Source organism: Mesorhizobium sp. M4B.F.Ca.ET.089.01.1.1, assembly GCF_004022605.1.
GTDB lineage: Bacteria > Pseudomonadota > Alphaproteobacteria > Rhizobiales > Rhizobiaceae > Mesorhizobium > Mesorhizobium abyssinicae.
Map to the genome: position 1 here is coordinate 1 of NZ_RZOS01000550.1, position 3,352 is coordinate 3,352.

General features: G+C 59.3%; 4 protein-coding genes. 1 reads left to right on the forward strand and 3 read right to left on the reverse strand.

Features of this window, described 5'->3' with window-relative positions; translation table 11 throughout:
- The coding region (locus tag EN780_RS30380; protein WP_133372780.1) for a flavin reductase family protein at positions 1–277 on the reverse strand (277 nt) is incomplete at its 3' end.
- A gap of 176 nt (positions 278–453) precedes the next feature.
- On the opposite strand from EN780_RS30380, the gene EN780_RS30385 reads away from it, so the two are divergent.
- The gene (locus tag EN780_RS30385; RefSeq protein WP_066991369.1) at positions 454–666 is read left to right on the forward strand and encodes a hypothetical protein; all 213 of its coding nucleotides are present in this window, start codon (positions 454–456) and stop codon (positions 664–666) included.
- A gap of 402 nt (positions 667–1,068) precedes the next feature.
- Here the strand turns inward: EN780_RS30385 and EN780_RS30390 are convergent, their stop codons facing one another.
- Together EN780_RS30390 and EN780_RS40930 are read right to left on the reverse strand one after the other, a co-directional pair.
- Positions 1,069–1,533: a ProQ/FinO family protein gene (locus tag EN780_RS30390; RefSeq protein ID WP_066991372.1), complete on the reverse strand. Its 465-nt coding sequence runs from the start codon at positions 1,531–1,533 to the stop codon at positions 1,069–1,071.
- 537 nt (positions 1,534–2,070) lie between these two features.
- Positions 2,071–2,613 carry a hypothetical protein gene (locus EN780_RS40930; RefSeq protein ID WP_245464600.1) on the reverse strand — a complete coding sequence of 181 codons (543 nt, stop codon included), beginning with the start codon at positions 2,611–2,613 and terminating at the stop codon, positions 2,071–2,073.
- Positions 2,614–3,352 lie beyond the last annotated feature (739 nt).

Genomic DNA, 3,352 nt, shown 5'->3' on the forward strand with positions numbered 1-3,352 from the left:
TGCCGGGCGCGCCCGAGGACGAGCGCGTGGCTGTGGCGCACAATCGTGTCCTCGACGTGCAATCGACCGCGGCGAGCGAGTCTTCAAGTGCCAGTGCGCCGGTCGCCAGAGCAGACCAACTGGCTCCTTCGTAACGAGCCGAACCCTTCAGGCCACCGCGTCCGGCGAACCGCTCGGCGATCGCCATCTGGTCGGCTCGAAGCACGTTGACGCAGAAATGCCGATGCTGGTTGATGGCTGCCCACGTTGACGAGTTCAGGTTGATGCTGACCACCATCACCTCGGGTTCGACAGACAAGGAATGGGCGGTGGTCGGTCCGCTTCGTTGACTGTCTAGCCGCGCTGTTTCGTCTCCTCGCGTTAGCGGAAGTTAAATTTCGAGCGTTTCAGCTTGCCGCAAATTAGGGTCTCGATGGCATGTTTGCATGACTTTTGGGGCGGGCAGGAAGACTGATGCGCGGACGGGGATGGATCAAGGCCTTGCGTCAGGATGAGGCGCGGCAGATGCGTGTGCGCATCGCGGAACTGGAGCGCAACCTCATGGCGACCACGCCACAGGGGCGCCATCGACGTTTTGAAGCAGGGAATGAACTTCGCATTGCGAAATTCCGCCTCGAGCGGCTCGAAGAATGCATCGCCGGAATAGCGGAAAAATGTGGGGCTTAGCGGATCTCGCCGCCCTCGAAATTGCCGCGCTCCGGCCGAACTGTGCCCCCGATGCTATGATCACAAAGCTGGTGGTTTGACGCCGGTCGAGAGCATCTCTTCAAGCAGCGCTGGGCGGCAGACGCGCAGGCGGCAGGATGAGTCTGCCTGGAGACAAACGCAAGGGGTTGGTTGGTGCGGACGAGGGGCAAACGCCTTCCGGAAAAGGGCTTTCCCTCCCACGCGTATCTTCCACAGGTAGGCAGCTGCACCCCGTGCGCCATCCTGCAGGACACAACTACCATAGCGAGGCAATCCCGGTTGAAGAGGCGTCGTTTGACTCGGAGATGTTCCTCTGGGGCATCGACCTCTTCATCATGGCTATTACTCGGAAGCCCATGAGTCTTGGGAGATCTGTGGCGCTCAAGCCATCGGCTTTCGGAAAGACCGGCGACGCTTCGTCTCAACGACTATTCCAGCCGTATTTTTCGCGTTGAAAACGGCCGTTTGCTTCGGCTTCGGTTGGGGCGGGGCATCAGGCACCCTTGGCTCCGGCGTCTTCTTGGTCTCTTCCTTGTTCTTGCGGGCGCACAGCAAAGCCTTGGCGCTCGCCGCCTCCGCATCCGATACCTCGCCGGCCGGCTCGCCATCAAGATCGACCCGCACAGCGCCAGCATTCAGTCTCGCCAAGTACCTGGGCATGCTGGTATAGGCGCGCAGGGCTCTCCTCAATTCATCATCTGACAGTTCGCCGTCCAGCACGCGAATGTCATGATGGATGCCGATCCTAAGCGGCATGGGCGCTTTCGGATTGAACGCCGCAGGCCACTTTGCCGATAGATGCCGGAAAAGCTGTGCGGGCGATTTCCCTCGGTTGGGGGTCGTCATGATCAAGCCTCGCCCGATTTGTTTTGTTCCCAGTTCGGACGCTCCGTAGCACCCATATATGCAATGATTGTGGACGCCTGAAAAAGTTTCCGGGCAGGGGCAAAGCAGCGCATCCTAGCTTCCAGATGAATACCGTTGCCCTCCCAATCTCCTCGCGACTTCTGAGGAACGGAAACGATCAATCGGACGACCAACCTTCCGAACGCGCAAGAACTGTCGGCTATGCCGTTGGGCAAAGGACGGCTGCCCCGAGTTAATCGGCGGCAACTTGGCATGGGAAGAAAAAACAATTCCAATCAAGAAGCCAGCCGCGAAACGCTAGGCTAACGCCTAAGGTCCGGAGCTCGCCTTCTGCTCAACGCAATCACAAGGATGGCGTTGAGCAGCGTAACGAATCCTACATCCTGATGATGCCAAGGCGTCCTGGACGTGGCGATCTAGTACCCGATTTAGCGTAATAACGAAAAAAGCTTGCAGTTTTTTCGACACGCCGCCGCTCAAAAAGTCCCATGTTCGCCTTTGGCAACGGCTGGCTGGTCATGCGAGCTTCCTAACCGGGGCGGCTATTCCAAACCGATCGCTCTGAAGCTGCCCGCACCCGCTCGTCGCTAGCCACCGCGCCCGCGCCAGATGGGATGTCCAAGCCCGACGGGCCCGTTCCGGCTGGCGCTCTGGGTCAATGTTCAAGATGGCTCGTGACATCTTGCGCCAGTCGAGGCCCATCTCCTCCGACATCAGCAGGACGGAGTAAGTCTGAAAGTGCGCCACGTCGTAAGGCGTGACCTCGGCCAACTCGGGTGTTTCATTATCGATCCAGGCCTCCTCCTCCTCCTTTGGGGGCGCGTCGATGTAGCGGCCAATCGAGGCCAGGTGCTCCGCAATCTGATAACGCAAGTGATCGCGGCTGCCGTAGCGCGCATCGATTTCGCCGAGCTTCTTGTACAATCCCCTACGCTTGCCGCGCGGAACATCGGTATCGCCCAGGGAGTAACAACTCGGACCGACGGCGCAGATATCGCAGCCCGTTGCGACCACGTCCTGCACGAATGCGGGGATGTCCTTTTCTTGCATGCGCTTCATTTCAATAGGCCTCTTCTGATTTCACATTTCCTTATCACAGATCACCCAATTTGCAACCCTGCCGTGCAATCTTGGGCGTCACTGCGGCGCGCGAGCACCTTCCCTCACAGTTCAGCCCAGTGAATCCGCCGCGCGCGCCTCGCCCCGGAGCCCGGAAGAATTAAATCTTCCCTGTGCAGGAAGAACCGACGCGCGAAGAACTCAAGATTTGGGTATTGCTCCCTTCCTGCGCAGCGCCCTGCCGATAGCGCAGCCTGTCGGGGCAGAAGGCAAGGAAGGTAGCCCGCAAGTGTCGGAGAAGCTGCGGCTTCCAAGTTGGCGCCGCTCGCACGGTTGCTGAGGCCGGTTTACCCTATCGAACACTATGCCGACCGAGGAAGATTGGCGAAGCCAAAGCTCCGCCCGGTGGACACCCCAACCCACGCCGACCGTTAACTGGGGCTCGGGCGAATGCGTAGACGTGGGGACAAAGCTCTGGGACAGTTGGGAGGATGATGCGCTCGTCGCGAACCCGGAGGCGCCGGTCTGCCAGACTAGTGGTCGTAGGGAATCGGCCCACGCTCTCAGTTAAATCAGGAGACATGATCCGAAAACCGAAGCTTTGCGAGCTCAGTTCCTCTCCCGCTTAGTGGCTATTGTGTTCGCTATTCTGCCATACGCCTAATGAGATTGTCCCACCTGATGACCGTCCCTAACTTGGCTGAGATCGAACGCTCGCCGCGTCTTCACGGTCGGCAGA

Excerpts from the sequence above, each read along its gene's own strand:
- EN780_RS30390 (WP_066991372.1), bottom strand. The coding sequence starts at position 1,533 with ATGACGACCCCCAACCGAGGGAAATCGCCCGCACAGCTTTTCCGGCAT.
- EN780_RS40930 (WP_245464600.1), bottom strand. The coding sequence starts at position 2,613 with ATGAAGCGCATGCAAGAAAAGGACATCCCCGCATTCGTGCAGGACGTG.
- EN780_RS30385 (WP_066991369.1), top strand. The coding sequence starts at position 454 with ATGCGCGGACGGGGATGGATCAAGGCCTTGCGTCAGGATGAGGCGCGG.